The organism is Vibrio sp. 1557 (assembly GCF_033340175.1).
Classification (GTDB): domain Bacteria; phylum Pseudomonadota; class Gammaproteobacteria; order Enterobacterales; family Vibrionaceae; genus Vibrio; species Vibrio alginolyticus.
This window is the reverse complement of the sequence record NZ_JAWOVZ010000001.1, coordinates 121,526-147,706: the sequence shown is the minus strand read 5'-3', so window position 1 is coordinate 147,706 and position 26,181 is coordinate 121,526. Positions and strand designations below refer to the sequence as shown.

Genomic DNA, 26,181 nt, shown 5'->3' with positions numbered 1-26,181 from the left:
TTTCCATAAAACTGACTGACGTAATCTCGCTCTATGCCTTCTATTCGCCTTGCGTAATCTGCTGTGATGGCTGTGGCACACACTCTGCCATTTGCGTTTGTAACCACGTGATAAATTTATGTTCGAGTTCTGTACGCTTTTTATCTTGACTCAATAAAACGTAATTGCAACTTGATGGAGAAAACCCAAATGGTGCGACCAAATTACCACGCTTAATATCGTCCATGACAAAAGGATACGATCCCATTGCGACGCCTAAGCCATCCACTGCGGCTTGTATGCCAAAATAAAAATGCGCGAATGATTGCTGAGTGTTGCCGTTGAAAGTTTGACAACGCGTTGATTGCTGCCAATCCGCCCAAGCATTCGGTCTGGTTTGGCTATTCAACAATCGAGCTGCTTTCAAATTGTCTTTAATGGATTGCCAATACTCAGGAGAAAATACCGGCCCCACCCACTCTTCCACAAGAATGGTTTTGTCGTAATCGTGATGCTGCGCAAAATCGTCTCGACGAATCGCCATCGAAAGCCCAGTTGATCCTAATGTTACCGGGCCACCAGCCGTCGACAAACGAACATCAGCACGGTGTTCATCATTAAACGCGGCCAACCTTGGCATCAACCAGCGCATGGTTAATGTCGGTTCACAAGACACTTCAAGATGCTGATGCTTCTCTTGAATAAGCGTATTCACGCCTGTTTCTAGCGTTTGGAATGCCGTTTCTGTGTATGTCTTGAGTAATTCGCCTTCCGCCGTCAACACGACTTTCCTGCCCTCTTTGAAGAACAAAGGTTGAGACAGATATTGCTCAAGTTGCTTGATCTGCTTACTCACGGCTCCGTGGGTAATGTTTAGTTTGTCAGCCGCTTCAGTGTAGCTTGAAGAACTCGCCGCAACGTGGAAGACATAAAAAGATTTCAGGTGACGCATCTGTGAGTTTTTCTCACCAATATGGGAATGTTTTTCGATTATAGTCAGTAATAAAGACGCCTACAATTCCGCTACATCCCAGACTTCATCATTCAAACAGGAAATCGATATGGAATTTGTAACTCTTGCGTTATTAGGTGTGCTTATTGTCATTAGCCCTGGCGCAGACTTTGTTTTGGTATTAAGAAATAGCTTAAATCAAGGACGAAAAGCAGGCGTATACAGTGCGATTGGTATCAGCATGGCGATAAGCATCCACACCGCTTACTCCATGCTAGGGATCAGTTACTTAATTTCACAAAATGAATGGTTATTTAATCTCGTGCGCTACCTAGGAGCTGCTTATCTTGTTTACCTTGGGCTTAAAGGAATATTCTCCTCGCAGCCTGCGTCAAACTCAGAAACCATTCAACAGAGCGAGTATTCAATGTGGCGATTTTTCATGCAGGGATTTCTGTGTAATTTACTCAACCCCAAGACGATGCTGTTTTTTCTGAGTATTTTTAGCCAAGTGATTTCTCCCGACTCTAGTCAGCAACACATCGCCTTGTTTTACGGGATTTATATGATTGCGCTGCATGGTATTTGGTTTTCTATCGTTGCTGTTTTATTCACGTCACCCAAGCTACAAGCCTTCTTGTTGAAGATTAAGCATCGACTCAATCAAGCATGTGGGGCGGGATTAATCATTTTCGGCGCGATGCTGGGCTTAAAAGTGTAGTACGCTTGCGGTCCGATTACCCCAATTCAAATTGATCATTGAACAAGTGGCTGTAATCAAATAAAAATCTGCATTATCAATACCTTAAATTAGAAAAAACAGCCAACGTGCGCTGGCTGTTTCGATACAGTTAATGGATGACCCGGGCGTCCCCTTTAAATAACTGAGACAGATCGATAGTGAATATCGTCACCGTCGGACGTTTAGGCAGAGCATTTTCGATCGAAAACTCTGGCCCAGCTGGAACGAGGGGGAAGTGAATAGCAGTCGGCCACGTTGACGAAGCTTCATTACCGCCCGGCTCAGATATTGAGAAAGAAAACTCAGGTAAACGGGTCATAACACTTACCTCAAATGACTGATTAGCGGGCTCAAGCGAGCCCGCTTAGGTTTTGCAATGTTATTGTTATTTTAACGCTTACTTAATCACTAACGGTTGATGACGTTAGATATCAAGTTCTTTGTCTTCAACGTGGTTGGTGATCATCGCTTCAGTGGTGATCATCAAGCCAGCAACAGACGCTGCGAATTGAAGCGCTGAACGTGTTACTTTCGCAGGGTCCAAGATGCCCATTTCGATCATGTTGCCGTATTCACCTGTTGCAGCGTTGTAACCGTAATCGGAATCACCAGCTTTGACAGCGTTCGCCACAACAGAAGCTTCGTCACCTGCGTTAGTTGCGATTTGACGAAGAGGCTCTTCCATTGCACGTAACGCAACTCGGATACCCACGTTTTGGTCATCATTGTCGCCTTTTAGATCCGCCAATTCTTTCGCGATCTTAGTTAGGGCAACACCACCACCAGCAACAATACCTTCTTCAACCGCTGCGCGAGTAGCGTGTAGTGCATCGTCCACGCGATCTTTCTTCTCTTTCATCTCAACTTCGGTTGCAGCGCCGATCTTGATCACCGCTACGCCGCCAGAAAGCTTCGCAACACGTTGTTGAAGCTTGTCTTTATCGTATTGAGAGGTGGTTGTTTCGATTTGTTTTTCAATCGAAGCCACACGATCAGCAATCGCGCTTGCTTCTGCTGCGCCACCCACAATGGTTGTTGTGTCTTTGGTGATGGTCACTTTCTTCGCACTACCTAGTTGCTCTAACGTTGCTTTTTCAAGCTCTAGGCCGATTTCTTCAGAGATGACCGTACCAGCAGTTAGTACCGCAATGTCTTCCATCATCGCTTTACGGTTGTCACCAAAGCCAGGCGCTTTCACCGCGGTCGCACGCACGATGCCGCGCATGTTGTTCACAACCAATGTCGCTAGCGCTTCACCTTCGATGTCTTCAGCAATGATCAATAGCGAGCGAGAAGATTTCGCCACTTCTTCTAGTACAGGCAATAGCTCGCGGATGCTGCTGACTTTTTTGTCCACCAATAGGATGTATGGGTTGTCTAGCTCGACGCTGCCATTTTCTTGGTTAGTGATGAAGTATGGCGACAAGTAACCGCGGTCGAATTGCATACCTTCAACCACAGACAATTCGTTGTTTAGACCTTGGCCTTCTTCAACCGTAATCACGCCATTGCGACCCACTTTTTCCATCGCTTCTGCAATGATTTCACCGATCGCGCGATCGCTGTTTGCAGAAATGCTACCCACTTGGGTAATGGATTCTTTGTCGCTGCATGGCTTAGACATTTCACGTAGTTTCTCAACCGCCGCTTCAGTGGCTTTGTCGATACCACGTTTTAGGTCCATTGGGTTCATGCCAGAGGCTACCGCTTTAAGACCTTCATTGATGAAAGATTGCGCCAGTACGGTAGCCGTCGTTGTACCGTCCCCCGCTTCATCATTCGCTTTGGACGCCACTTGTTTCACCATTTGTGCGCCCATGTTTTCGAACTTATCTTTCAGTTCGATTTCTTTCGCTACAGACACGCCATCTTTGGTGATGGTTGGCGCGCCGTAAGATTTATCAAGCACAACGTTGCGGCCTTTCGGGCCTAGTGTCACTTTTACTGCGTCCGCCAGTAAGTTCACACCTTTCAGCATTTTTTGACGTGCGTCATTAGCAAATAATACGTCTTTTGCAGCCATGGTTATCTCCTCAAAAAACTACTACAAAAATAATTACTCAACGATTGCTAACACATCAGATTCGGACAGAATTAAGTATTCTGCGCCGTCAATTTTCTCGGTTTTCACGCCGTAACCGTCATTGAAAATGATTTGGTCGCCCACTTTGACTTCCATCGCAGCGCGTTCGCCATTTTCAAGACGTTTACCTAAACCAACAGCAATGACTTTCCCGCGGTTTGATTTTTTCACCGACTGAGAAGTTAAAACGATTCCCCCTTCAGATTTATTTTCCACCTCTTGTCTTTCAACAATTAGCTTGTCATTTAAAGGACGAATTTTCATTTTTAAGTGCCTCCTACTTGGAACCAAAAATAAAAGACAAAATAAACATCAAGATGGATTTGCGAGTCGACAGCTCGCTTTCGATGAAAATAATAAGGTCGAAAAATGAGAGTTCAAGAGGTGAATTTGATAAAAATTTTTTATTAAATTAAATAAAATTTTCTATCGAATTATCGCATTCACAACCACTTAGCATCTCTTTATGATAGAAAATGTGCTCAATCAAATCTAGAGTGGTTACGTACTCTTAAAAAGGATAATCAAACAATGAAAAAGGCCGTATCTCTATTTCTTGCAACGTTATGCGTTGGCTTCCTCTCACCCAACGTGTCAGCTTCTGAACGCGCTGAACAAGGTTGGCAATTGATTGACGAGGGCGCGATGATTGTCGATGTGCGCACGCCGCAAGAGTTTTCTGAAGGGCATTTGGATAATGCCGTCAACTTCCCTTTATCTGAACTTGATAAACATTTTCAAGACGTCGATAAAGATCAAGCTATCGTGTTGTACTGTCGCAGTGGTAACCGCTCTGGCAAAGCGTATCAATACTTACAATCGCAAGGCTTTACGAATCTGCACAATGCAGGTGGCTTTGAAGAACTACAAGACGCCAAATAGTCGTCTCCGTTCTAATATACAAAGTAAAAGCACAGAGCGCGTCGCAAGCGTATTGTAACGCGCTCTGTTTCTAAATACTTATCTACAACAACTCTACTATCTGGGCCCTGCATCAAATTGAGTCAGGTTATCCGATATCTCGATCCATGGCGCTTTCGATGCGACAAAAATATGGAAATCAGGCTTGTGAGAAGGTGTGTCATCCAAGATACCAAGGCGAATATTGACGATCCCATTGTTCTTTTTCGAATACAGGCTCGATCCGCAGTGGCGACAAAAGCATAGCATGGTATTTTCGCTTTTCTGATAAGTTTGAATATCTTCTTTCCCTTGGATAATAAGCAGTTTATCCAACGCAATACCACCGGCAGATGAATAGTCAGAACCTGTGAACTTGCGGCATTCAGAGCAATGGCAATTTCCCATGTACTTAAATTCATCTGCCACTTCCAACTTTACCTTGCCGCACAGACATGAGCCTTTTAGTACTTCCATTTGAATTCCTTTTTGTTATGAATCTAATTGAATTAGATGGCTATCTCGACACCATGCCATTGCAATACGAAAAATTAAAGACAGGCAATACAGGTTTTCAAAAATGAAACGAAAATGTAAAACTTTCCATTCAGAGGGAAGTGCGCTGACACGTGAAAAATAGAGCTATTTTAGATACAAAAACACCAAGCAATAACGCTTGGTGTTTACCTCACAGAATGTCGCCTCAGAAAAGGCGCTTTCCGCTGTGCTTAAAAAATGCAGTGTTTAGTAAAGCTGGTCGCTTCGTTTGCAGTCCAGTCACCTTTCGGCTTATCTTTCAGGTTTTCACACCATTGCTCGCTGCCGACACCATCTTGCAGAACACAATGCTTTGCAAAGTCTACCGCGTTGTCTGCTGTCCATTCTGTTTTTGGCTTATCGCGCATGTCGTTACACCAGCCTTCAGTGCCCACTTCATCACTACAAGCGGTCAAAGCAGAAGCCGCCAACATCAGCATGACTAGTTTTTTCATAAATTTAAGGTTCCAGTTGCAAACAATAGTAAAATTAAACTCAATCTCTTCAACACGTGCCCATTCAAGTGTCTGAATAAAGGCGTCACTAGCTGAAGTGACTTTTGTATCAACTATAACGAAATTATCAGTCTACGTGTTAAGACATCGAAAAATTATTGAGCGACTCTGTGTAAAGCGCGCCATTCTAAAAGCTATAGGCAGCGCGCTTTTGTTAGCTCACCAACCTTAAAAGAGCCAGTACCAAAGCACGTTAAACGCAGCTCTAATGCCATTTGTTCAAAGTGATCGACGACAGACTGCGTGCTGATCGTCGCAGCTTTTAATACCGCACCAGCTTGCCCAATGAGATTAGCCCCCAAATGAATGGCTTTCGCCGCTTCAAGTCCGTTATGAACACCTCCCGAGGCGATCAAGGGTAATGTAGGATGCAGTGCGCGGATTTGAGCCAAACATGTTGCTGTAGGGACACCCCAATCGCGGAAAAGCTCGGCTGCACGCTGCATTTTCGGATTATCTTGGCAATACCCTTCAACCGCACTCCAGCTTGTGCCACCCGCGCCCGCAACGTCAATTGCATCCACACCAGCATCAATTAATCGCTGCGCAACGTGTCCGCTAATACCAAAACCGACTTCTTTGATAATGATAGGAACCTTCACGCGAGATTTAAGCATCTCAATTGCCTGGAAAACACCAACCCAATTGTGGTCGCCATTTTTCTGAAACGCTTCCTGCATTGGATTAACGTGCACAAACAAGGCATCGGCTTGAATCGCCTCAACCGCACGTTGCGCATTATCGAGTTTACCTTTATCGAGCAATTGAGCGGCTCCAAGATTGGAATACAACGGTACTTCTTTCGCCAACTCACGAATGGTTTTACCCAAGCCCGAATGCTGACTTTCTTCTAAGCTAATCCGTTGCGAGCCCACACCCATGGCAATACCTAATTCACTTGCTGCTTCAGCTAAACGACAATTGATCGTTTCTGCGTCTTTTGCTCCGCCAGTCATCGAGCTAATCAAAAACGGTAGCGCTAATTGATGACCAAGAAACTCTGTCGATAAATCGATCGCGTGAAAGTCACATTCTGGCAGCGCACAGTGTTCAAACTCGACAGACTCAAAACCCGCCGTTTTATGCTTCATGCTCATATCATGATGTAAAACAGCATCTAGGTGTAAATCTTTTCGGTTAGTTTGCGGAGCCATAATGTCATCCTAAAGTAAAACAGTCGCGCAGTATTGCGATCCTTATCAGTAACGTCAATGCGAATTTTGTGAATTTGCCGGATTACTTTTCCGAAACGAGTAATGAATCTCGACTGCCCCTGACATTATAAGAAAAGAAACTCGCTTTCCGTTTTAAACAAGCCGGCAAGTTTCTCTTCAAATTGAGATAATCAGCGTACGATACCCATGATGAAAATGGATCACATTGCTCTGTAGTTTACTTTACGCTGTCCGACAGAATTAGCGACACAACAGTGCTTGTCGTCGTTGGTTCAAACTGTTCGGGATCATCACAGAATTGAATTTTTCCTTTTTCTTCTACATGGAACAGCGGTACAACTGAACTACCTTTGTGATGCGCTAAATAATCTTGATACGTGAAGTTATCGCTCAATTTCGTGTGTTTAACCTCTGCACCACGACTTAACATACTGGCTAGCTGGGTATAGCTTACATTGCCGCCCATCAGCAATTTACCATGGTACTCCTGAGCCACGGAGTGCTTCTCGCTGCCATTGCCGTTGGTTTTCACTTTTTGTAAGCAGTGAACTTTATCTTCCCCAAACTCGTCGACGAATTGCATGCAAGCCATAATGTTGAAATGCTGATCGGGCGTTAATGCAACCACTTGTCCAACTCCTATCAAGTTCAAGTTGTCGTCCGCGTGACTAGAAATAGGGTTGCCGTAATAGTAATCCAACCCCAACATACGAACCTGACTGATGTACTCCCAGTTTGAGTCAGTCATTAATACGCGGCGGTCATAACGCGCCAGCGCCTGCCCTATTTCTCTTGCTACTCGGTTAGCACCAATCAACAAGAAGCCGCGTGGTGCTGGCTCTGCAACGCCCAACGTCAGCGCTACAGGACGTGCCGTCGCACTTTGTAACACGACCGTTCCTATAATCACCATGAAGGTCATAGGGACCAGTAAAATCGCTTCATCAATGCCGTATTCGGTCAATTTGATCGCGAAAAGAGACGAAATCGAAGCAGCAACAATACCGCGCGGTGCAACCCAAGACAAAAACAGCTTATCTTTAAGACGCAAGTTGCTGCGGAAGGTTGAAAGAAAAATCGATAACGGACGCGACACTAACTGCATAAATACAAACAACAATAACGCACCGCTACCTAGCGCAGCAAAATCATCCAGACTGATTCGAGCCGCAAGGAAGATGAACAATCCGGTGATCAGTAAAATGGTTAAATGCTCTTTAAAGTGCAGAATTTGCTGAATATTGATGTCTTTAGCGTTTGCGAGCCACATACCCATTACGGTGACGGTTAGTAACCCAGCTTCAGACTCAATGTGGTTAGAGACCGAAAATACACCTAGAACCACCATCAAAACCGCAAATGGCTGCAAATATTCCGGTAGCCAAGAGCGACGCATGATCGTCGCAACTGCATAGCCTGAGGCCGCACCTAGCATGACACCGACAGCAATGATCGTCCCAAACACTTCGACGCTATTTATCGCGCTGTGAGATACGATAAACTCGTAAACCATCACAACAAAAAGCGCACCGAGCGGGTCAATCAAAATCCCTTCCCATCGCAAAATGTTAGCAAGCGTACTGTTAGGTCTTACGGTTCGTAGAAGTGGCACGATGACCGTCGGCCCTGTTACTACGGTTAAGCTGCCGAACAACATGGCAAGCTCCCAAGTAAAGCCGAGGAAATAGTGTGTTGCGATACTGGTCGCCGCCCACGAAATGATCGCCCCGATGGAAACAATGCTCCATACCGAACCACTCACGCCACGAATTTCTTTAAAATTTAAGGTCAAACTGCCTTCAAATAAAATCACTGCCACCGCCAAAGAGACCAACGGAAAGAGCAAATTACCTAATATCTCATCAGGATTTAACCACTGCATAAATGGCCCGACGATCAGCCCTGCCAACAACAAAAATAAAATCGCTGGCAAACGCAATCGCCAAGCTAACCATTGGCAACCTAAACCAATAACCCCAACCGCTGACAGCACCAGCGCTTCATTACCCACTTGCATCAATAATTACCTGTTTTTGTCTTTTTTCGCGTGAATGCGCTATACCCGAATACATTCAGCCTTACGGTCAAATAGAAACAACCGAACGTGCAAATCAAACGACTGACCTTCGATGACATCGCTACGAAACGCACATGTTTGAAGTCCTTTGGCGATCGCATCAGAACTATGAATATAGTTGACCCCCAATGACTTAACGACTCATTTTTGTTCATCAGGTCTTAAAGTGGCACACAAGTGTGCGACTTTGTCGAATTCATCATTACGCATTGAGTTTCATTATGTAGAATGATTTCTGAAGAAAGCGCGGAACCTAGCACTATATGAGGCTAAGGCATAGAGCATGAACTAAGCTTTAGCGTAAGTGCTCAAAGTTAAGAATCGTGGGTCACGCGACGTACGCAAGGAGAAATGGATTGTACGTTATACTAGCACTGTTCATGGCGTGTCTCGCCATCCTCATCGGAGTGAAAGCCGCCAACCGAGCTGCACTTTTAGAAAAAGAACTAACCAAACTTCGTGAGGAAGTCACATCACTACGAGCCAGTGTCCATGGGGGCTCAAACCCACAAGCGCACCAACAATCCAGCATCGAAAAAGACACACCATCTGTAGCGACGTCACCTCACATAGAATCACCACAGAAAAATGTCTCATCCTCTGGGGAACATGATCCAGCTGCCAACCTAGACTTGGACCAGAGCGCTGCGAATCAAGGGTACGCCCAGACAAGAGAAGTGCAACTGGATGTTTTTAGTCAAGAAAATGAGTCATTCCTTCAGAGTAAAGTTCAGAGCCTGCTTAGCAACATTCAAGAAAATTGGTTGGTTTGGGTAGGCGCATTGGCCATGCTGATCGGTGGAGGTTATCTCGTACAGGTGATTGGTAGTCACATCCAGTTTTCGCCATTTATGCGAGTGTCCTTTGCCTTTGTGATCTCATTACTTATGGTGCTTGTTGGCGAGTGGTTTCACCGTAAAGAACAACAGAATCCGCAACGGGCAGCACGAGCCCAAGGCTTTACGTATGTTCCTGCTGCTGTTACCGGTACGGGATTAACGGGCATTTACTGCACCGTCATTTTTGCCTTTGTGGTTTATCAAATGCTAACGCCGAGTATCTCGTTGATCATCTTGGCTTCAGCGGCATTTTTCAGTTTAGCATTATCATTGCGACAAGGGCCGTTAATGGCCGTGCTTGGCTTAATTGGTGGCTACACAGCACCACTGTGGATTGGGGGTAATGAACCCAACTACTTTTTGTTAGCCGGATACATCTGCGCAATTTCGTTCGCGGCGACCTTATTGATGCAAAAAGTGCGTAGGTCATGGATTACGCCAAGTATCGCGATTCCACATGTCATTTGGATGTTGCTGTTGATTGAGAGTACACCAACAGAACGGTTGTTCTCGTGGCTCGCGATTTATCTCTCCATCACTTTGTATCTCATTTTCGCGGTTCCGAGAATGGGTTGGATGCTCAATCCTCGCTTTCGTCACTATCAAAGCAAGTGGACAAACTCGCCGACCGCTACCGCTCTCGCAACTGCTTTATTGACCTTTTCTGCCGTCACCAGAATGCCGGATCTGAACACTCTACAAATGGCGTACTGTTATACGCTGCTTGTTGCGATCATCTGGCTACCAGCACTTCGTACAGGCTGGTCATTACGTGTATTTTTGCCATCCATTCTCGTCTCAGCAACCGCGCTGATTGTTCTTACCATCGCTTTTAATGCGCTGTATATGTTAGAGCGAGAAGCTAGCATCCTATTCGCATTGGCGGTGAGTATTGCGCTGATCTGCTATCGAACATATTGCCAATCACTTAGTGACCGTTCGCAACTCAGTGGGCTGCTTCTGCTGGTACTGGCTCCCGCGATGAGCTTAATTACGTTGTTTTATATTGACGAATTTATGCAAGGCTACCTGTGGTATTGGACTGCATTCTGCGCATTGATGGCCACTTACTACGTTGTGCTTGGTCAGCGTGCACGTTCGTTGGCATTAGAATGCTCTGCCGTTATGCATGCTTTAATCGTAGGTATCGCTTTTGTTTGGTTGAGTGATACTTGGTTAACAACAGCAATCTCAATACAAGTTGCGATAATGGCCTTACAGGCTCAAGTCGGGTTATTTCGACCTGCGAGTTGGGCGATTAAAGTGGCAATGGGAATACTGGTTATCCGACTCACGCTGCTACCTTTCATACCCGAATGGCAACCGGTAGAAGCTGGGCATTGGGCTTGGGTTCTGGTGAGTTATCTGCCTTCTCTCTTCATCTTGTCTTATGCTCGTTCAACACTAAAACAAGTGGACCGAGAACTGACCAACTGGTTTGAAGGGGCGTTTTTACATGTATTCTTAATGGCATTGTTCACCCAAACTAACTACTGGTTAACGGGGCAATATGGTTACTTGGGGAACATCGACTTCACAAGTGCGGCAGTCTTTGCCAATCAAGCATTAGTTATGGGTTTGGTATACAGCTACCGCAGCCAATTTGCGCAACGCTTAAGCCGTATCTACGAAATCTATAGTTACTTGCTTTGGTGCGCGTTCGCTATATTGATTGTTTTGCTTAATACGGCAGAATCGCCGTTGGTGACTGATAACGTCTCGGCACAAGCACTTCCCATCTTTAACATGCTGAGTATCGGCTGGCTGTTACCAGCTTGCATCCTGCTTATCGCAACCTTTAAACGCTGGAATACGTTGCAAGTTCATCGATTTGCGATTGCTAGTCTAGGCTTTTTACTTGCAGCCATTTGGTTGGGGATGTCTATCCGTCAATTCTGGCAAACCACATCGATGATGCTGTATCAGCCAACCAGCATGGCAGAGTTGTTCAGTTATTCAGTGGCTGGCTTGCTCGTAGGTGGATTGCTGACTTGGCGCGGCGTGACCCAACAGGGGCTGATGATGCAGCGTGTCGGTCTAGTGGTCCTTGCCGGTGTCGCACTGAAAGTATTCTTATGGGATGTGAGCTCTCTGGATGGGTTCTGGCGAGCAATAAGCTTCTTAGGCTTAGGTGCATCTTTGATAGCACTTGGATGGCTATTCCAGAAATTGAATCGTTCGGTGGCAAAAGCACTCGAGCCCTAGACGAGTCAAAGAGAGATTCCCGACAGTGCGCTGTTTTCGTTATTGGGGGACGATAACAGTGTAAAGCCGGGAATCATTGGAGTGTTCGTTACTTCAGTAAAGCGACCACGGTATGACGACGCACGTTTGCTTGCGCATTCAATGCCTGAAAAGTCGAAGTAAACTCGCCAGACTTTTGCATGAATCCATCCAGTTTTGCATTCACCTCATTGACTGAAAGCTGTGCGGTTTTGGTTTGGATAGAACGCATTTGAGTATTCAGTTCACCATGAAAAGCTTTCGCCTCCTGCAAGCTCGTTTGAACTTGTTTCAGATGCTGATTTACTTTGGCAATCGTCTGCTTGATGCCGTCGCGTGAGCCTAAATCAAACCCGAGCTCCGCAATACCATCTGGCTCAGACTTTAAGTTCAAAACGTTAGGCTGCCCCGCAGGGAATCGGTGCCCTTCCCCCGTTACCATCACCTTTTGCTGCATTTGTTGATAAGCGTTGTCTCTGGCTTCAAATAAAATGCTGCCATCATCGGCTAATGAGGCTCGCATTCCTAACGCAATCAAGCTGCGATCCAGCATTTTGACCGTTCGCTCACCGTCTGATTGTCCATCAAACTGAATCATCACCGCTTGACCTTGAGGAAAATCCAAACGGATTTGCTCGGCCTTGTCGCTTAAGCGATGAACATTCAAACCTGGAATAGAAAAGCGACGAATGTCCGCTTTATCCAGTTTTAAGTGCAGTTCGTTATTTAGGACTTTCTGGCCATCGAAACGTGCTTGCTCAACGACTTTTTGGATGGTGGCTTTAGAGCGAACCAATGTATCCTGCAAACTAGGAACATTTTGTACGCCTTGATTCACAGCTTGCGTCAAACCACGTTTAATTTGCGTGAGCTCTTTGCCAATCACCTGCAGCGATTTGGACGCGATCTGAACCGCCGTGGCTTGCTGCTGACCCTGCGTAAGCTGAATACCAGATACAGAGTAGGCTGACGCAGTGTCAGCCTGAATTTGCGCCGGGCGCGGTTTAATTGCCGTACTTGAGTCTGCAGAACGGGTCGGCATGATAGAGGCTTGTTCTTGTCCACCTAAGCGTATGCTATGGGGTCTAACCTCTACTGTACTCATTACCATAAAAAGAACTTCCTAACCTTATAAACGGTCAAACAGCGACAAACCATCGATCTTCACATAGCTTGCTTGCGTTGCTTGCAAAGCGGCCATGTAATTACTCAATCGTACCGACGCTTCACCATAGTCCAGAGCAGAGAGGTCTCCAGATACTTTGTCAACGAACAGCTTGTTTTCACTGTGCGCGCCACCAACAAGATCTAAGTTGTTGTGTCGACCACCAATCTCAGTCATGGTCCCTAGTACGTTTGAAAAAGTATCGTCGATAGCGCTGATACTCGCCTCAACTTCAGCTCTGAAGTTGGCGGTAGGGCTCTCAAACTCTTTGATCAGCGCATCAATTTGGTTAAGCACGTTATGGCCTCCCCCAAGGTCCAATATTTCTTTTGCAGTCATATTGGAATCCATCGTGACACCTTTAGCAATTGTTACTACGCGCTTGTCACTATTACCTTCAATTACGTAGCTGCCGCTCGCTTTACTTACAGCCGCAGTATCCGTTTTAGTACCAGAGAAAAGGTAGTGCCCTTCTTCATCCTGCGCGTTAAAAGACGACTCAATAGAGTCACGGTAACTCTTAAGCTCTGTAATCATACCGCCACGACTTTCGTCAGTAAGAGAGCCGTTCGCACCCCAAAGCGCGATGTCTCGCATGCTTTTTAAGCTTTCTTTGATCGAATCTAAATGGGTTTCTTGACTCGATAGCGTCGTTTTTACGTTTTCAATGTTGTTTTTGTACTGAGCAATCGCACTGGTTTCTCGGTCTAAGTTAAGCAACTTGATCGAAGCCATTGGATCGTCAGACAGCTTGGTCAAGCGCTTGCCAGTAGACATCTGTTGCAGAGCTTCGCCTAATCCCGCGCTATTGCTCTGCAAGCTGTGCAACATCATTTGACTAAATTGATTGTCACTAATTCGCATCTAAACTTTCCTCTTAGAATAACTGCAGAATAGAATCGAGCAGTTGATTTGCTGTGCTGATCACTTTCATGTTGGCATTGTGCGCATTAGCAAACATCATTAGGTTAGCCGCTTCTTCATCGCTGTTTACGGAACTAACATTATCGCGAGCTGCGTGCGCTTGCTTGTTCATGGCTAACTTCGCTTGATAATCAGCATTAGCTTGGCGTGCTTTAATTGCGGTTTGACCCACCATTGAACTAAAGGCATCGTTCAAGCTTACTGAGCCGTAACCTGATACCGCCACTGGCTTGTTGCTTAACTCGATCAATGATTGCAACGCATCTGCGTTACCAGGTGTTCCATCACTTGAGAACGCAAGCTCATCTGGAGTTAGCTTGGTAATATCCAAACTGGCTGCAGGGTTTGCTGGGTCATAGCTGAACAAAGGTTTACCTGGGTTGCCATTTAAGTCTTTGCCAGTCGCAAGCACGGCGTTGTATTCATCCGCGAGAGCTTTCGCCATGTCATTCAGAGCCAGTTGGTTTGGTTTCAACACTTCGGTTTGATAGTCATTAATCGCACCTAATTTGCCACCAAGCGAGTCACCAATCGCAAAGCTTTGATTCGAGAACGTGACGTGTAAGTCCGCCAAGTAAGGATCACTCGGGTCAGGAATGGCTTCCAGTTTGCCATGGTCCGTACCCATCACAAGCGGTTGACCAGAGGTTAGTGTGACCTGAACACTGCCGTCATGCTGCTGTGTTGTTTTGATTTCAATGGTTTGAGATAACTCACCGATTAACCTATCTCGTTCATCCATTAACTGTGATGGGTTACCACCTGTACCTTGCATCTCTACCAGTTGCTTGTTCACCTTCGCGATATTTTCCATAAGGCTATTCGCGTGGTTAAGCGCTGCATTACGTTGGTCGCTCATGTCTTTATGTTGATTGTATAAAGACTCGGTAAGCGTATTAAAACGGCGGGCCAAAGCTTCAGATTCGTTAATGATCTGCTGGCGGTAGGGTATGGATTCTGGCTTAACAGTCGCATCGTTAAGCGCGGCGTTTAGTGAGTCCAAGCCAGCCGATATACTGAAACCATCGGCACCAAGCGTATTCTCCAGCTGACTCATGTTACTGGTGTATCCAGATGCGTATGCCGCCATACTGTTAGTCGACCACGTTTGCTTAATCAGAAATTGATCAGTAACGCGGCGAATGCTAGTGACTTCTACCCCTAAACCTGGACTTAAGCGATTGGCTTTACCATCATCGACAGACGCCATCAACGCTTGTTGACGACTGTAACCCACGGTATTCACGTTTGCCACGTTTTGCGCGGTTACGTCTAGGGCCACACGGTTCGCGCCTAAACCTGAAAGGGCAATATTAACTAGGTTCATTTACAGCTCCATTTTTCTGATCAACGGCTGAGAAAACGCGGTAGTCATACCGGCCTCACCGAATACCTGTTTAACAGAGGCGACGGCTTGAGAAGCGGTATTAAATAGGCTTGAATTCTTCTCCACCTCTTTAGAATCTACTTGTGAGATAGATTCAGAATTCGAAGCTTTACCATCGTTAGCGGATGAGATGTTGCGCGCAGCATCGAAAGCAACCTCACGCATAGACGGGCTCAGCTGCTGGATGAGCATATTGGCAATGCCTGAGCTCTGTTTCTTTGCTAGTTCCATCGCCAGCTGACCGTCATACATATCACGGAATACCCCTTGTTGCTGACTGGCGAACGGGCTGTCTTTATCAGCAAGAGCATCACTACTGCTGCGCATTTGGCGTAACACCATTTGTAGGAACATTGCCTCAAATTGACCTGCGACGACTTCAAGTGCGCCTTCTTGATCACGACTATGCTTGATGTTAGCCAATGCACTATTGTCGTGATAAAGCATCGAATTTAACTGAGTTTGTTCATTGGTACTGTCTAGCTTCATCCTTAACTCCTTATATCACGACCAATTCAGCGTTCAATGCACCTGCTTCACTCAAAGCTTGCAGGATAGACATCAAGTCTGTAGGCGTGGCACCTAAACTATTTACCGCATTAACTATGGTGTTAAGTTCCGTGCCTGGAGGCCAAATCACCATCTGAGCGAGATCTTCATTCACATCAAGGTCCGTTTGGTTAACGACTTTCGTATCGCCATTTGCAAACGCATTAGGCTGACTAACTTGTTGTGATTCAGAAATTCGCACGGTCAAGTTACCGTGACTTACTGCTGCTTCACTCACTTTGACACTCTTACCGATCACTACGGTGCCAGTGCGAGAGTTAAAGACAATACGAGCAGGTTTACGGCCTTCAACGACGCTCATTTCTTCAAGCATCGACATCATGACGACACGCTGCTGTGTATCTTTTGGTGCACGCATATCAATGCGCGCTTTATTGATCGCAACTGCAACGTTAGGCCCAAAAGTGTTGTTAATTTCACGCGCAATATTTTTTGCTGTAGTGAAGCTAGGCTTGCGCAGGTTTAGGGTGATTTCATCACGTTGGTTGAAATCGGTTTTGATTTCTCTCTCTAAAGTCGCACCATTCGGAACGCGACCCGCCGTTGGTGTGTTTACTTCTACTTTGGAGCCACTTCGCCCCTCTGCAGATAAGCCGCCCACAACCACGTTACCTTGCGCAATCGCGTACACTTCGCCATCAATACCACGTAAAGGCGTTAGCAATAACGTACCACCGCGAAGGCTCTTTGCATCACCGATTGAAGACACAACCACATCCAACGTTTGTCCTGGGCCTGCCATTGGGTCAACGGACGCTGTCACACTCACAGAAGCCACATTTCGTAGCTTAGGGTTCATACTGTCATCAATTTGAACCCCAAACTGACGTAGCATGTTGGTAATAGATTGAGAGGTAAATTTCACTTGGTTTCGGTCACCTTGGCCGGCTAAGCCAACTACCAAACCATAACCAACCAGTTGGTTTTCTCGAATGCCGCGAACATCGACCAAGTCCATGATCGGAATTTCCGCTTCAGCACGTGAAGTGCCTGGTAGTCCCAAGGTCAACACCAATAGGAGAGACATAAAGAAAGATTGCATTGTCTTCATTAGAAAGGTACCCATGGGCTGTTGAAGAACTGAGTTAGCCACCCGGCTGCGTTGCTGTCAGCTAGCGCTCCGCGACCTGCGTAGGTAATTCTTGCATCAGCAATTCGTTGAGAAGAAACTTGGTTACTGCGGTTAATATCATCCACACGGACGATACCGGTTAGACGAATAAACTCGTCGCCTTGATTCAGACGAAGCCATTTTTCACCGCTGATACGCAATACGCCATTAGGTAATACTTCGTGTACCGTTACCGTAATGGCACCTTGAAGCTTGTTGCCTTGTGAACTTGATGCACTGCCATCGAAGTTACGTTTGCCATCCACGCTAACCCCTAACTCATCGATAGTTTTCGTGCCTATGGTCGGAGCCACAAAGTTAATTGCTGAACTTTTACCGAACTTAGTACCCGCATTTTTACTCGATGAGGTTTCTTCTGATAATTGAACCGTTAATACATCGCCAACTCGGTAAGCACGACGATCCTGAAACAGGGTCATCGTGTATTGGTGACGATAAAGGCTACCAGATTGGGTTTCCGGCAGCGTGTAATCGAGCGTTGGTGGTGCATATTCCTCAGCATTCGGCTCAGGCGGAATAAATTCCTGACGGCCAGCACATCCCACCAGCAACACGGCGGCTACTGCCCAACTCTTAGAAAGCCATTTCATTGCTTTTTCCTTCATCATCACCAATTTCATACTTACATTGATTGCGAAACAAACTTCAGCATGTCATCTGCAGCAGAGACCACTTTCGCATTCATCTCATACGCACGTTGAGTGGTGATCATGTCGACCATCTCTTCTACTACTTGTACGTTTGACCCTTCCAGTGCACCTTGCTTGATAATGCCGGCGCCATCAGCTCCTGCAATCAGCTCATCAGCTGGACCGCTGGCTTCCGTTTCACGGAATAAGTTGCCACCCATGGCCTCTAAGCCGGCTGGATTGATGAATTTTGCAAGTGTAATTTGACCAAGCTGCTGAGGTGTTGGATCATCTGCTGTTGTTGTAGTCACTGTGCCATCAACACCCACAGAGAAAGAGACCGCATTGTCTGGGATCTGGATTTGAGGCTCTAAAGGCAGGCCCTGACTGTTCACCATTAAGCCTTCTGAGTTTCGATGGAACTGACCATTACGTGTATACATGATCTGTCCGTCCGAGTTTTCTATTTGGAAGAAACCCTGACCCATTACAGCAAGATCCAACTCTTGCGTTGTGTTTTGGGTATTACCTTGCGTGAACACTTTTTGTGTGCCAACAACGCGAACACCGCTACCTAGCTGAATACCACTTGGTAGTTCGTTAACTTGGTCTACTTGTGCGCCTGGTTGACGCTGAATGCTGTAGAAAAGATCTTCAAATACGACTCGGTCACGCTTAAAGCCAACCGTGTTTACGTTTGCTAGGTTGTTAGAAATGGCAGTCATCTTCGTGTCTTGCGCTGCCATGCCTGTCTTACTTACCCATAATGCTGAATGCATTTTTTACTCCTTGCGGGGCGAGACTTAGCTCGCCGCCATTAATTTGTTACCAGCTTTTGCTAGAGTTTCCGCCGTTTTCATCATGCGAACTTGCATTTCAAAGTTGCGCGTCAGCGACATCACACTAACCAATTCATCAATAGCAGATACGTTACTGCCCTCAATGTGCTCAGGAGAGAGTTGCACGGTTTCATCTGCCGCGAATGGCACGCCATCTACGCTGTGCAGCAAGCTATCGCTCTCTTTTTGCAGTTGATTAATTTCCGGTTTAACCAACTTCAAAGTGCCTGCCACAATTTCTGCGCCGCCACCTGGTGGGATCACTGAGACTTGACCACGCTCGCTGATTTCAATCTTTTGATAATCCGGCACAACCAAAGGACCATTGTCACCGAGGACAGGGAACCCATTGATTGTTAGAGCGCCAAAAGTATCGACCTGAATATTGCCTGCACGGGTGTAAGCTTCGTTACCCGCTGGGGTTTCTACAGAGAGATATCCCTCCCCCATAACCGCAACGTCCAACGGACGTCCTGTTTTCACAATATCGCCAGCGTCGAAACGTGTTGAGGCAGAGTTGGTCACAACCATAGTGCGACCATCAAAACCTGGGCCTTGCATCTCTACACTACGCACACGCTCCATATCCGCTCGAAAACCCGCAGTATCAGCATTTGATAAGTTGTTTGAACGAACGTGCTGCGCTTTAAGAACTCGGCTGGCACCCGACGTTGCCGTAAATAACAAACTATCCATGCAAAACTCCCATTACACCGCGTTAAACAAAGCTTGAGTAAGCTTGTCGCTGGTAGAAATTGTCTTTGCGTTTGCTTGGTAGTTGCGTTGTGCAGTCATTAGAGCAACAAGCTCGCTGGTTAAGTCAACGTTAGAACCTTCTAATGCACCCGGAGTTAGGTCACCCATCGTACCTGAACCCGGAACACCCATAATTGGAGCACCTGAGCTAAAGCTTTGAGTCCATGATGTTCCACTCACTTTCGCTAAGCCTTGTGTGTTTGCAAAATCAGCAAGAACAACCTGACCTTGTAGCTGTGATTGGCCGTTAGTGTAAGTCGCGTAAACCATGCCGTTACCTTCAACGCGTACACCTGCAAGTTCACCTGATGTGTAACCGTTAGGACTATTAGTACTTACGCCAAAAGCTGCACCAAATTGCGTGCTGCCTTTCAGGTTAATGTCTACACTCATCGCGTTCGCGCCTGCAGCAGGGAATGAAACATTAAACGGCGCAGTTGGTGCTGAAAGCGAGCCGTCTTTACCAAACGTTACAGGCACAGTTGCTACTGGCGTCGTACCGCCATCTACTTGAACGTTCACTTCCCACGAGTTAGAAGCAGTCTTAGTAAAGTACTGAGTTACCGTGTGCGAGTTACCCAGTGAGTCGTAGACTTTTGTTGTGTAAGACGAGTTAAATGAGCTTGGATCTTTTGGATTGAATGGCGTTACGGCTTTATCAATAACAGACGCGCTTGCGTCGAAGTTCGCAACAAAATCTAAGCTGTCTGTTGCTTTAGCATTCAGTGAGGAAGTCGATACCTGAATATTACCCACAGAACCTGTCATTAGGTTGTTGTTGCTATCGACACTGTAACCTTGAAGCTTTGCACCGCTGTTAGCCGTAACAAAGTTGTTCTTATCCGTTGAGAACACACCTGAACGTGTGTACAACATTTGACCCATATTATCTTTAGTAACAAAAAAGCCACCGCCATTAATAGCTAGGTCCATCGCACGACCAGTTCCTGTGATACTGCCGTCTTTGTCGAAGTTCTGTGAAATTGACGCGACTTCCACACCACCAGGTTGCATGCCGTTATATACAGCGGAGAATTCTGTGCGGCCACCTTTAAAACCATACGTTGATGCGTTGGCAATGTTGTGACTGATTGTGTTTAGCTCTGTGTTGGTCGCGTCCAGACCACTTAGTGCGATGTTAAAACTCATAAATAGACCTCTGATTTCCGTATTTGGTTAAGCACCAAACTGAGTGATTTGATAGAAAGGAACGTTGCCAACGCCATGGACATTGACTAATGCTGCGCCACCGGTATTAGGAATGCGCACTTGCTCAACAGTGCCTGCCATCAGCACATTTGGACTTGCTTGCCCTTCTTGCACTTCTACGGCCACTGAGTATTTGCCTGGTTTAAGACCAAGTTCTTCAGGATTAATTGAAAAGTCGACGTCACCTTTGCCGTGAGCACCTAGTGGCACTTTAGTTGATTGACCAAATTCATCTTTAACAACTAACGTGACTTGGTTTAAGCTATGAGCGAGTTCGATTTTTCCGTTTTGTACGTCTTCACCAAGCTGAAATTCATCCGCATTGACGTAAACCGTTTGCCCAACAAGGCCCGCTGTTGATAGCACTTGCATGTTGTCCAGTAACACCATGCTCTGTTGCATTGTCTTAGACATATTCTCGGTACTTTGTACCTGCGAGAACTGAGCCAATTGACCAACGTATTCCGTACCATCAAGGGGATTAAGTGGGTCTTGGTTTTGAATTTGAGCCACCATCAAAGAAATAAACTCATTCTCCAATGAAGAAGCGCTGTTCATGTCTTTAGGGTTTGGTGAGATACCGTTGCTGTCTTTTGCTTTTGTATTTACTGGAGCGTCAGACGATAAAGGGGTGTATTGTGCAATACTCATTAGCTGCCCTGCCCTAATCTAAGCAGACCTTGCTGCATACTTTTTACATTGGCTAATACTTCAACATTCGTTTCGAAGCTGCGTGTTGCGGACATCATGTCTGCCATTTCAGCAACTACATCAATATCTGGGTAAAACACATAACCGTCATCATTAGCCAGTGGGTTGTTCGGCTCAAAACGCTTCTCTGCATCTCCAGCATTTTTAACAACGTCAACAATGCGAACTTCTGCATTGGGATAAGCTCCATTTTCTGTTGTCATTTGCGTTTTTTGGTACACAGTCGCAAATACTGGCTTAAGCGCTTTATAAGCATCTTCTGGATTTGCAGATACTGCATCTGCGTTTGCTAAGTTACTGGCTACCGTATTAAGACGCACAGTTTGTGCTGTCATCGCGGAACCAGTGATCGAGTAAATATCAGTGAATGACATAATTAACGTCCCTCAATCGCTTTCGCTAAGCCATTAAATTTCATGTTGAGAAACGTCAGGCTAGTTTGAAAGTCCATGTTGTTTTGCGTGAATTTTGCTTGTTCAACACCAAGCTCTACGGTGTTGCCATTTTTGCTATTCTGGTAAGGCACCGAGTATTGGGCCTGAACCTGGAACTTTGGCACCGGTTTGTTCACACCACCTGCCGTTACTTGGTTCATTACGGTGGTGAAACTTAGGTCTTTCGCCAAATACCCAGGGGTGTCAACATTTGCTAGGTTACTGGCGAGGACTTTGGTACGCTGAACGCGAAAATTAAGTGCCTCTGGATGTACTCCTAAAGCATTTTCAAATGTGATCGCCATGCATCTTCCTTACAGTTGGCTCGAATACGCCAACATACAAACAAGATACGTGCCATAAAAAATAGCTATATATATCAATGACTTACAAACAAGGATGGAAGCCAAACTTCCGGTTCTCGGAAAGCATTAAAAACAAGAGGAAAGTGTCCACTTCCTCAACAATAATGCTGACGTTACTCGCTTTGACATCAGAACAAGCATTCGCCAACACCAATGACAAAACCCTCAGCGTTGAAGAGATAAAGTCCGTTGTAGCAACGGATTTCGAACAAGAGGTGGATCGCGTAGCGCTCTCCAATCAGTGGGGGAAGTACAAACTGGACTTCGACATGTGGGTGCCCGGTTCCGCCAATCACTTGCCAGAATGTCAATCGCCTTTAGTTATCACAGGTCGTGACAACAACACGTTGCCAGTCGGTAACCTCAAGCGCTCAGTCAGCTGCGACAATATCGCATCACCATGGCGAATTAACGTTACGATAAAGTCTTCGCTGACTCTGCCTGTTTTGGTCGCGACAACCACGGTTGGCCGAAATGAAGTCGTAACGGCTAAACACATAAAGCTTGAAACCCGAACCATCTCTCGCCAAGACGATTTTTATACTCGCCCCGAGCAAGCAGTAGGCTTAGAAACCTCTCGTCGTTTGAGGGCTGGACAAGTGGTTAATCCATCCAATTTGTCGGCCCCACCTCTAATCGAGAAAGGCAATGAAGTCATAGTCATTGCGAGCAAAAATGGATTTAGTGCCAGCACAAAAGGAGTCGCCTTAGAAGATGGAGCGAAAGGGCAACAAATTGACGTGGAAAACCCAAGTTCGGGCAAGGTCATAAGAGCAGTCGTAACTGGATTAAACCAGGTTCATACTCAATTTTGATTTTTTGACTCGGGGTAACATTTTTTAATTTTGGCTCTCGTCAGTAACACTGAACTTCGAGTACAAAAAAAATATTTAATGTTTATCACATTCTAACCGCCTACTTAATTTAGAACATGATGATGAGGACCACAGCATGAAAATCGACAAAGTCGCGGGCGGTCATGTCCCACAAACAAAATTACAGCAAGCAAGCAAACAGCCTGTCGACGTCGTCGAACAGAGCAAAGTACACGAGCCTGCATTTCAAGCGAATACCGTAGCGATAGATCGCGCTCAAGCTGAAATGGCATCACTACCTGATGTTGATATGGAAAAAGTAGAACAAGTACGCAACGCATTAGCGCGTGGTGAACTTAGCCTAGATACAAAAGTGCTATCCAAGGCAATCATGCAGTTCCATACAGGTCACGAGTAATAAAACGCTAGGAAGACATCATGGCAAGCGCAGTATCGCAGCGAATTCAACAATTTGTTCGCTCTATATCTGAGGATATTAAGCTTTATCAACAACTGCTTCCTTTGCTTCAGCAGCAAAAGGTATTGTACTTAAAGTTTGATGGAGAGGCACTGAACGACAATGTTCAGAAACAAATGCCGATACTCAATAAACTCAGCCGCTCCGCCAATGACAGAAGCCAGTGTATGCGAGCGCTGGGGTTAGCGTGTAATGACGCCAGCGTAAAACGAATTTTCAATGCTTTGCCTGCCCAAATAGGTATGCAAGCTAGAAAACAATGGGCGCTATTGGAAACGTTGGTAAGTCAGTGCCAACAATACAATCAGAGCAATGGCCACAGCTCTGCGGCGTTCCATGAGTTGGTCAGTCAACTCAAACAACCTGTGCAACACACTTATGAAGATAAATCGTTCTAAACGATGTTCGTCTTGCCTACAGATTCAGTCGCCATCTCGGCTGAGTACTGTAGGCCTTTTTATTTTTATTGCCTTTCTGTCCTACCTTCCATTCACATGCCAGGCAAAACCAAATGCTGTCGATATTCAAACGCAGTATCAAGTATTAGCCCCATACAAGCCACAAATTGCCAAGCGTCTCGATTCATCCAAGCCGGTAATTAACCACATTTTCAAACAGCTTCAAAACCACTCATTACCAAATAGCCTAGCCTTAGTGCCAATGTTAGAATCTTCTTACAACCCCAAAGCCGTTTCTCACGCTAACGCCGCCGGACTTTGGCAACTGATACCAGCCACAGCGAAACGTTTCGGATTAACGATAAATACAAAACAAGACGATCGCTTTGACACAGAAGCTAGCACAACGGCCGCGCTCAAGTACCTGGCGTTTTTATACAACAAATTCGATCAAAATATGGCTCTCACTTTAGCTGCATACAATGCCGGAGAAGGACGTGTTGCACGTGCTATTCAGCGAGCAGGAAGTCGAGATTTCCAACAACTCACGCTGCCTAACGAGACTCGCCAATATGTCAGCCGCTTCTATGCATTGGAAAAGTTGATAGATATCGGTCAGTTACAATCCTCATCATTTCAACCTTTACTCTTATTTGCTCCAGACGCTCCTATGATTTCACAACCGCTGGTCGACTTTAGCCGACTGCCTCCGCTAGTTAATTTGTGATAAAAGCTACGACAGAGCTCAATGTCAGAGAAACGTAAAATCACAAGATCCTGTTCGGCGGATTTGAAAACTCGTGATCTCTATGCAAACGTGTGCAAAAAAGTTGAGGTAAGGTATCTCAAAGATAAGAAAGAGTAGTGGTTTACTAAAAAGCGCCCCAATTGCGCTTGGCAATTGGGTAGATATGCGTCACATTGCGTTTGCAAAAAAACATGAAAACCAATGGTCAGACCTAATAATTATTTACACACTAAATGTAAAACAGCTATTGTTTTCATAGTTCGAAACAAATCTAACATATCAAGATGACGCTTCGCTTGCGCGTCTGGAATAAGTCCGGGTTCCGGGGGGGAGTCCGGACTTTTTTATTGCTCTAAAATCTTTGCCCACAATAGAGCCAACAGAAGCTAAGTCGTAATGATGCAAACTAGCTGTTTATAGTAATTCTTTAGAAATCAACTGAAGTAAAAACGTTTCGCGCTCAATGCTCATGCCTTTTTTCGGGCTTTCTGCCATCGTTTTTTCATTGTGTGCAATTGCTTCGTGTATGTTCATCCATACCGGGCGCATTCCATTTTTAACTTCGTAATCTTCATACGCCGTTTCGCCTAGCTCACGTTCGATTTTACATGTATAACAATACGACACCATGTGCATCACGTCAGCGTCATCCTTGTACCACGGACGAAACTCCTCAAAGATTCCGAAAGGCTTAATACCATGTATATTTTGGGCGCCCGTTTCTTCCTCTAATTCACGGACTAATCCAGCAATGACATCTTCACCATCATCAATACCACCGCCTGGTAGCGTGTAGTCATGGTAACGTTCTGTATAGAGCAACAGCACATCTTCACCATCAAGTACAATGGCTCGCGCTGCATTGCGCTGAAAAACAATTTTGTCATCCAAATGCTCTATGTCTGGATGAACGGTCGATTTTAAATGTCTCATCGAAAATACCACGGTCAATGTTTTGTGCGCATATTACCGAATTTCACACTTTAAATCATTGTTGTAGACCAGGTACGTTCGAGCGCTTGTCAGGAAGTGATTGATATGACCTTCACAACAATACGCCTAGAACAGAAGTGTGACGTGCTAATCAGCAATAAATGAGAATATCTAAATTCTTATACGTCCCTCTTACTTTTAACATCGATAAGACAATAATCTCTTAAAGTTGCCTATAATCAATACAATACTCGCCCACCCCATGCGGAGATAAAGAATGAAAAAGACAAATTTAATGATGGCTATGGCTGCAACATTGGTACTGGCTGGTTGTTCAACTTACGAGGGAGCGACCCGATCAACTGAGTATACCTCCGTTGCAAATCCCGCAGCCGTATACTGTGTTCAGCAAGGTGGTGAGCTGGATACCGTGTCGGAAAACGGCGAACGTGTCACTTACTGTGTGCTGTCGGACAATGAACGCGTCGAGCAATGGGAATACTATCGCGAGAATCACAAAGAAAATGAGGGTGACAACTACTAATTATTTTTGTCGATACGTCACCTTCCCTCTATCACTTAGGAGCCTTTTGGCTCCTTTTTTATTCGATTTATCAAAGTGTTCTTACGTTGTTTTTACATATCTCTGACTTTACCGCACATCGA

At 45.6% G+C, this 26,181-nt stretch carries 29 protein-coding genes; 8 read left to right on the top strand and 21 right to left on the bottom strand.

The window, feature by feature from the left end:
- Positions 1-40: 40 nt before the first annotated feature.
- Positions 41-931, bottom strand: coding sequence for a LysR family transcriptional regulator (locus R7070_RS00715; RefSeq protein WP_054865461.1), 891 nt, complete (start codon positions 929-931; stop codon positions 41-43).
- 109 nt (positions 932-1,040) lie between these two features.
- On the opposite strand from R7070_RS00715, the gene R7070_RS00710 reads away from it, so the two are divergent.
- Complete coding sequence (locus R7070_RS00710) at positions 1,041-1,652, top strand: LysE family translocator (RefSeq protein ID WP_258664356.1); 612 nt, start codon at positions 1,041-1,043, stop codon at positions 1,650-1,652.
- A 130-nt stretch (positions 1,653-1,782) separates the two neighbouring features.
- Here R7070_RS00710 and R7070_RS00705 read toward each other — a convergent pair whose 3' ends face one another.
- The 3 genes from R7070_RS00705 to R7070_RS00695 form a co-directional block, all read right to left on the bottom strand.
- Complete coding sequence (locus R7070_RS00705; RefSeq protein ID WP_115386481.1) at positions 1,783-1,992, bottom strand: hypothetical protein; 210 nt, start codon at positions 1,990-1,992, stop codon at positions 1,783-1,785.
- A 105-nt stretch (positions 1,993-2,097) separates the two neighbouring features.
- Positions 2,098-3,696, bottom strand: coding sequence for a chaperonin GroEL (gene groL, locus R7070_RS00700; RefSeq protein WP_053304624.1), 1,599 nt, complete (start codon positions 3,694-3,696; stop codon positions 2,098-2,100).
- A 33-nt stretch (positions 3,697-3,729) separates the two neighbouring features.
- Positions 3,730-4,020, bottom strand: a complete 291-nt coding sequence (locus tag R7070_RS00695; protein ID WP_005373989.1) for a co-chaperone GroES — start codon at positions 4,018-4,020, stop codon at positions 3,730-3,732.
- A gap of 267 nt (positions 4,021-4,287) precedes the next feature.
- Here R7070_RS00695 and R7070_RS00690 point away from each other — a divergent pair, with 267 nt between their 5' ends.
- Positions 4,288-4,638 (top strand): rhodanese-like domain-containing protein, encoded by a 351-nt coding sequence (locus R7070_RS00690; protein ID WP_025768015.1) that lies wholly within the window; start codon positions 4,288-4,290, stop codon positions 4,636-4,638.
- 96 nt (positions 4,639-4,734) lie between these two features.
- Here the strand turns inward: R7070_RS00690 and R7070_RS00685 are convergent, their stop codons facing one another.
- From R7070_RS00685 to R7070_RS00670, 4 genes are all read right to left on the bottom strand, one after another.
- Positions 4,735-5,133: a GFA family protein gene (locus R7070_RS00685; RefSeq protein ID WP_005373991.1), complete on the bottom strand. Its 399-nt coding sequence runs from the start codon at positions 5,131-5,133 to the stop codon at positions 4,735-4,737.
- A 251-nt stretch (positions 5,134-5,384) separates the two neighbouring features.
- Positions 5,385-5,648: a DUF3012 domain-containing protein gene (locus tag R7070_RS00680; protein ID WP_005373992.1), complete on the bottom strand. Its 264-nt coding sequence runs from the start codon at positions 5,646-5,648 to the stop codon at positions 5,385-5,387.
- Between the two features lie 194 nt (positions 5,649-5,842).
- On the bottom strand, positions 5,843-6,862 hold the full coding sequence (gene fni / locus R7070_RS00675; protein WP_005373993.1) for a type 2 isopentenyl-diphosphate Delta-isomerase: 1,020 nt from the start codon (positions 6,860-6,862) through the stop codon (positions 5,843-5,845).
- Positions 6,863-7,100: 238 nt separating this feature from the next.
- Positions 7,101-8,900: a cation:proton antiporter gene (locus tag R7070_RS00670; protein ID WP_005373994.1), complete on the bottom strand. Its 1,800-nt coding sequence runs from the start codon at positions 8,898-8,900 to the stop codon at positions 7,101-7,103.
- Positions 8,901-9,340: 440 nt separating this feature from the next.
- On the opposite strand from R7070_RS00670, the gene R7070_RS00665 reads away from it, so the two are divergent.
- Positions 9,341-12,004 (top strand): DUF2339 domain-containing protein, encoded by a 2,664-nt coding sequence (locus R7070_RS00665; RefSeq protein WP_411912984.1) that lies wholly within the window; start codon positions 9,341-9,343, stop codon positions 12,002-12,004.
- Between the two features lie 88 nt (positions 12,005-12,092).
- Here the strand turns inward: R7070_RS00665 and R7070_RS00660 are convergent, their stop codons facing one another.
- The 12 genes from R7070_RS00660 to flgB are packed head-to-tail and all read right to left on the bottom strand — an operon-like array spanning position 12,093 to position 22,083.
- Positions 12,093-13,133, bottom strand: coding sequence for a flagellin (locus tag R7070_RS00660; RefSeq protein WP_042523339.1), 1,041 nt, complete (start codon positions 13,131-13,133; stop codon positions 12,093-12,095).
- An 18-nt stretch (positions 13,134-13,151) separates the two neighbouring features.
- Positions 13,152-14,051 carry a flagellar hook-associated protein FlgL gene (gene flgL, locus R7070_RS00655; RefSeq protein ID WP_005373998.1) on the bottom strand — a complete coding sequence of 300 codons (900 nt, stop codon included), beginning with the start codon at positions 14,049-14,051 and terminating at the stop codon, positions 13,152-13,154.
- 13 nt (positions 14,052-14,064) lie between these two features.
- A complete protein-coding gene (gene flgK / locus R7070_RS00650; protein WP_005374000.1) occupies positions 14,065-15,438 on the bottom strand; it encodes a flagellar hook-associated protein FlgK in 1,374 nt (457 codons plus the stop codon).
- Complete coding sequence (locus tag R7070_RS00645) at positions 15,439-15,987, bottom strand: rod-binding protein (RefSeq protein WP_005374002.1); 549 nt, start codon at positions 15,985-15,987, stop codon at positions 15,439-15,441.
- Between the two features lie 10 nt (positions 15,988-15,997).
- The gene (locus tag R7070_RS00640) at positions 15,998-17,134 is read right to left on the bottom strand and encodes a flagellar basal body P-ring protein FlgI (RefSeq protein ID WP_086026720.1); all 1,137 of its coding nucleotides are present in this window, start codon (positions 17,132-17,134) and stop codon (positions 15,998-16,000) included.
- Complete coding sequence (flgH, locus tag R7070_RS00635) at positions 17,119-17,790, bottom strand: flagellar basal body L-ring protein FlgH (RefSeq protein ID WP_017635111.1); 672 nt, start codon at positions 17,788-17,790, stop codon at positions 17,119-17,121. The genes R7070_RS00640 and flgH overlap by 16 nt, the downstream gene beginning before the upstream one ends.
- 32 nt (positions 17,791-17,822) lie before the next feature.
- Positions 17,823-18,608, bottom strand: a complete 786-nt coding sequence (gene flgG / locus R7070_RS00630; protein ID WP_005374008.1) for a flagellar basal-body rod protein FlgG — start codon at positions 18,606-18,608, stop codon at positions 17,823-17,825.
- A 24-nt stretch (positions 18,609-18,632) separates the two neighbouring features.
- Positions 18,633-19,364 (bottom strand): flagellar basal-body rod protein FlgF, encoded by a 732-nt coding sequence (flgF, locus tag R7070_RS00625; RefSeq protein WP_005374009.1) that lies wholly within the window; start codon positions 19,362-19,364, stop codon positions 18,633-18,635.
- Between the two features lie 12 nt (positions 19,365-19,376).
- Entirely contained in the window at positions 19,377-20,573 is a 1,197-nt protein-coding gene (gene flgE, locus R7070_RS00620; protein WP_005374010.1) for a flagellar hook protein FlgE, read from the bottom strand.
- Positions 20,574-20,600: 27 nt separating this feature from the next.
- The gene (gene flgD / locus R7070_RS00615) at positions 20,601-21,284 is read right to left on the bottom strand and encodes a flagellar hook assembly protein FlgD (RefSeq protein WP_318141071.1); all 684 of its coding nucleotides are present in this window, start codon (positions 21,282-21,284) and stop codon (positions 20,601-20,603) included.
- Entirely contained in the window at positions 21,284-21,718 is a 435-nt protein-coding gene (flgC, locus tag R7070_RS00610; protein WP_176311422.1) for a flagellar basal body rod protein FlgC, read from the bottom strand. Before flgC ends, flgD begins: the two co-directional genes overlap by 1 nt.
- Positions 21,719-21,720: 2 nt before the next feature.
- On the bottom strand, positions 21,721-22,083 hold the full coding sequence (flgB, locus tag R7070_RS00605; protein ID WP_005374013.1) for a flagellar basal body rod protein FlgB: 363 nt from the start codon (positions 22,081-22,083) through the stop codon (positions 21,721-21,723).
- A 77-nt stretch (positions 22,084-22,160) separates the two neighbouring features.
- Between flgB and flgA the strand changes: the two genes are divergently transcribed.
- From flgA to R7070_RS00585, 4 genes are all read left to right on the top strand, one after another.
- Positions 22,161-22,958 carry a flagellar basal body P-ring formation chaperone FlgA gene (gene flgA, locus R7070_RS00600; RefSeq protein WP_025768020.1) on the top strand — a complete coding sequence of 266 codons (798 nt, stop codon included), beginning with the start codon at positions 22,161-22,163 and terminating at the stop codon, positions 22,956-22,958.
- 136 nt (positions 22,959-23,094) lie between these two features.
- Entirely contained in the window at positions 23,095-23,376 is a 282-nt protein-coding gene (gene flgM, locus R7070_RS00595; RefSeq protein WP_005374016.1) for a flagellar biosynthesis anti-sigma factor FlgM, read from the top strand.
- A gap of 20 nt (positions 23,377-23,396) precedes the next feature.
- The gene (gene flgN / locus R7070_RS00590) at positions 23,397-23,834 is read left to right on the top strand and encodes a flagellar export chaperone FlgN (RefSeq protein ID WP_005374018.1); all 438 of its coding nucleotides are present in this window, start codon (positions 23,397-23,399) and stop codon (positions 23,832-23,834) included.
- Positions 23,815-24,561 carry a lytic transglycosylase domain-containing protein gene (locus tag R7070_RS00585; RefSeq protein WP_042523341.1) on the top strand — a complete coding sequence of 249 codons (747 nt, stop codon included), beginning with the start codon at positions 23,815-23,817 and terminating at the stop codon, positions 24,559-24,561. Before flgN ends, R7070_RS00585 begins: the two co-directional genes overlap by 20 nt.
- A 435-nt stretch (positions 24,562-24,996) precedes the next feature.
- Here the strand turns inward: R7070_RS00585 and R7070_RS00580 are convergent, their stop codons facing one another.
- Positions 24,997-25,515 carry an NUDIX hydrolase gene (locus R7070_RS00580; protein WP_005374021.1) on the bottom strand — a complete coding sequence of 173 codons (519 nt, stop codon included), beginning with the start codon at positions 25,513-25,515 and terminating at the stop codon, positions 24,997-24,999.
- 277 nt (positions 25,516-25,792) lie between these two features.
- Between R7070_RS00580 and R7070_RS00575 the strand changes: the two genes are divergently transcribed.
- On the top strand, positions 25,793-26,059 hold the full coding sequence (locus R7070_RS00575) for a DUF333 domain-containing protein (protein WP_005374023.1): 267 nt from the start codon (positions 25,793-25,795) through the stop codon (positions 26,057-26,059).
- Positions 26,060-26,181 lie beyond the last annotated feature (122 nt).

Coding starts and splice junctions, on each gene's coding strand:
- flgH (WP_017635111.1), bottom strand. CDS start 17,790: ATGAAATGGCTTTCTAAGAGTTGGGCAGTAGCCGCCGTGTTGCTGGTG.
- flgB (WP_005374013.1), bottom strand. CDS start 22,083: ATGGCGATCACATTTGAAAATGCTTTAGGAGTACATCCAGAGGCACTT.
- flgK (WP_005374000.1), bottom strand. CDS start 15,438: ATGAACCTAGTTAATATTGCCCTTTCAGGTTTAGGCGCGAACCGTGTG.
- R7070_RS00710 (WP_258664356.1), top strand. CDS start 1,041: ATGGAATTTGTAACTCTTGCGTTATTAGGTGTGCTTATTGTCATTAGC.
- R7070_RS00585 (WP_042523341.1), top strand. CDS start 23,815: ATGAAGATAAATCGTTCTAAACGATGTTCGTCTTGCCTACAGATTCAG.
- flgL (WP_005373998.1), bottom strand. CDS start 14,051: ATGCGAATTAGTGACAATCAATTTAGTCAAATGATGTTGCACAGCTTG.
- R7070_RS00715 (WP_054865461.1), bottom strand. CDS start 931: ATGCGTCACCTGAAATCTTTTTATGTCTTCCACGTTGCGGCGAGTTCT.
- flgM (WP_005374016.1), top strand. CDS start 23,095: ATGAAAATCGACAAAGTCGCGGGCGGTCATGTCCCACAAACAAAATTA.
- R7070_RS00580 (WP_005374021.1), bottom strand. CDS start 25,515: ATGAGACATTTAAAATCGACCGTTCATCCAGACATAGAGCATTTGGAT.
- R7070_RS00685 (WP_005373991.1), bottom strand. CDS start 5,133: ATGGAAGTACTAAAAGGCTCATGTCTGTGCGGCAAGGTAAAGTTGGAA.
- R7070_RS00695 (WP_005373989.1), bottom strand. CDS start 4,020: ATGAAAATTCGTCCTTTAAATGACAAGCTAATTGTTGAAAGACAAGAG.
- R7070_RS00690 (WP_025768015.1), top strand. CDS start 4,288: ATGAAAAAGGCCGTATCTCTATTTCTTGCAACGTTATGCGTTGGCTTC.
- flgG (WP_005374008.1), bottom strand. CDS start 18,608: ATGCATTCAGCATTATGGGTAAGTAAGACAGGCATGGCAGCGCAAGAC.
- flgN (WP_005374018.1), top strand. CDS start 23,397: ATGGCAAGCGCAGTATCGCAGCGAATTCAACAATTTGTTCGCTCTATA.
- R7070_RS00705 (WP_115386481.1), bottom strand. CDS start 1,992: ATGACCCGTTTACCTGAGTTTTCTTTCTCAATATCTGAGCCGGGCGGT.
- flgE (WP_005374010.1), bottom strand. CDS start 20,573: ATGAGTTTTAACATCGCACTAAGTGGTCTGGACGCGACCAACACAGAG.
- flgC (WP_176311422.1), bottom strand. CDS start 21,718: ATGTCATTCACTGATATTTACTCGATCACTGGTTCCGCGATGACAGCA.
- fni (WP_005373993.1), bottom strand. CDS start 6,862: ATGGCTCCGCAAACTAACCGAAAAGATTTACACCTAGATGCTGTTTTA.
- R7070_RS00575 (WP_005374023.1), top strand. CDS start 25,793: ATGAAAAAGACAAATTTAATGATGGCTATGGCTGCAACATTGGTACTG.
- flgD (WP_318141071.1), bottom strand. CDS start 21,284: ATGAGTATTGCACAATACACCCCTTTATCGTCTGACGCTCCAGTAAAT.
- R7070_RS00680 (WP_005373992.1), bottom strand. CDS start 5,648: ATGAAAAAACTAGTCATGCTGATGTTGGCGGCTTCTGCTTTGACCGCT.
- flgA (WP_025768020.1), top strand. CDS start 22,161: ATGACTTACAAACAAGGATGGAAGCCAAACTTCCGGTTCTCGGAAAGC.
- R7070_RS00660 (WP_042523339.1), bottom strand. CDS start 13,133: ATGGTAATGAGTACAGTAGAGGTTAGACCCCATAGCATACGCTTAGGT.
- R7070_RS00665 (WP_411912984.1), top strand. CDS start 9,341: ATGGCGTGTCTCGCCATCCTCATCGGAGTGAAAGCCGCCAACCGAGCT.
- groL (WP_053304624.1), bottom strand. CDS start 3,696: ATGGCTGCAAAAGACGTATTATTTGCTAATGACGCACGTCAAAAAATG.
- R7070_RS00645 (WP_005374002.1), bottom strand. CDS start 15,987: ATGAAGCTAGACAGTACCAATGAACAAACTCAGTTAAATTCGATGCTT.
- flgF (WP_005374009.1), bottom strand. CDS start 19,364: ATGGATAGTTTGTTATTTACGGCAACGTCGGGTGCCAGCCGAGTTCTT.
- R7070_RS00640 (WP_086026720.1), bottom strand. CDS start 17,134: ATGGGTACCTTTCTAATGAAGACAATGCAATCTTTCTTTATGTCTCTC.
- R7070_RS00670 (WP_005373994.1), bottom strand. CDS start 8,900: ATGCAAGTGGGTAATGAAGCGCTGGTGCTGTCAGCGGTTGGGGTTATT.